Here is a 1,221-nt window from a genome sequence, read left to right on the forward strand (position 1 = left end):
GGAATCAGAGACAGAATTCTCGAACTATCAAAAAATAGCGGATTTATGGTTTGAGATACATAAAACAGGCAGCCTTATCGGCTGCCGTGTCATTATTTTTTCCGTGGAGAACGCTTGGCAAAGTCATCTGCAATGTCATTCAATTTTAGGAATTTCACCCCTGGATGACCAAGCATATGAGTTAAGAGGCGTTCGAGCATCATTAATACGTGCGGGCGTCCAGATACGTCCGGGTGAATCGTAAAAGTAAAGATCGCATATTCATGCTCACGGTAGACCCAATCGAATTGATCTCTCCACAACTGTTCGATGTCCCTGGGATTCATGAAACCTTGGCTGTTGGGTTTTGTTTTCATGAACATGAAAGGAGGAATATCGTCGATTGTCCAACTGGCGGGTAATTCAATAAGGTCCGTCTCTTCTCCGCGTACCAGCGGTTTCATCCATTCGGTCGGTGTCTTGGAATAATCTATCTTGGTCCAGGAATCACCTTTCCTGACATAATAAGGCTGATGATCATGATGCATTAGTGAATGGTCATATTTGATGCCATTTTCTAATAGAAGATCTGTGGTTACAGGAGAAAATTCCCACCATGGAGCGACATACCCAGTAGGTCTCTTCCCTGTTAATTTTGTGACCATGTCAATGCCTTTTAGAAGGACTTCTCTTTCTTGGTCAGGCGACATAGATATTGGGTTTTCATGACTGTAATTATGAACCCCTACCTCATGTCCAGCATTGACAACTGCTTCCATTTGCCGAGGAAAGGTTTCGATGGAATGACCAGGCATAAACCAGGTGGTGGGGATATTAAACTGGTCAAATAGATTCAGAAGACGTGGAGTACCTACTTCGCCAGCGAACATACCGCGAGATATATCGCTTGGAGAATCTTCTCCCCCATAAGAAGATAGCCAGCCTGCAACGGCATCTACACCCACTCCAAAACCACATAGTATTTCTTTCGCCATGAGTTATTACTCCTCATACAGAAAAAATTGAAATAATATTGCGTTAAGAGGGTTTCTTGACTAATTTCAAGAGATCCTCGGTATCTAATTCATTAATTCCTTTTTGAAGTGCCATTAATTTATGCTCAGGGATGTTGTATCCCCAATTAGCCCAAAATGATTGAATGCCATGATCTAATGCATCAATAACATTTTGGATATTGTCATCAATAAATAGAATATCCTCGTTTTTATCGAAGGCTATTGA

1 protein-coding gene and 1 pseudogene are annotated in these 1,221 nt (G+C 41.6%); both read right to left on the reverse strand.

Annotation, left to right across the window (positions count from 1 at the left end):
- Positions 1-92 precede the first annotated feature (92 nt).
- Positions 93-974 (reverse strand): polysaccharide deacetylase family protein, encoded by an 882-nt coding sequence (locus J1785_RS00870; RefSeq protein ID WP_217138377.1) that lies wholly within the window; start codon positions 972-974, stop codon positions 93-95.
- Between the two features lie 43 nt (positions 975-1,017).
- Positions 1,018-1,221: pseudogene (locus tag J1785_RS00875) on the reverse strand (hypothetical protein); the annotation flags it as partial.

Origin of the sequence: Rahnella perminowiae, from assembly GCF_019049755.1 — a bacterium.
Classification (GTDB): domain Bacteria; phylum Pseudomonadota; class Gammaproteobacteria; order Enterobacterales; family Enterobacteriaceae; genus Rahnella; species Rahnella perminowiae.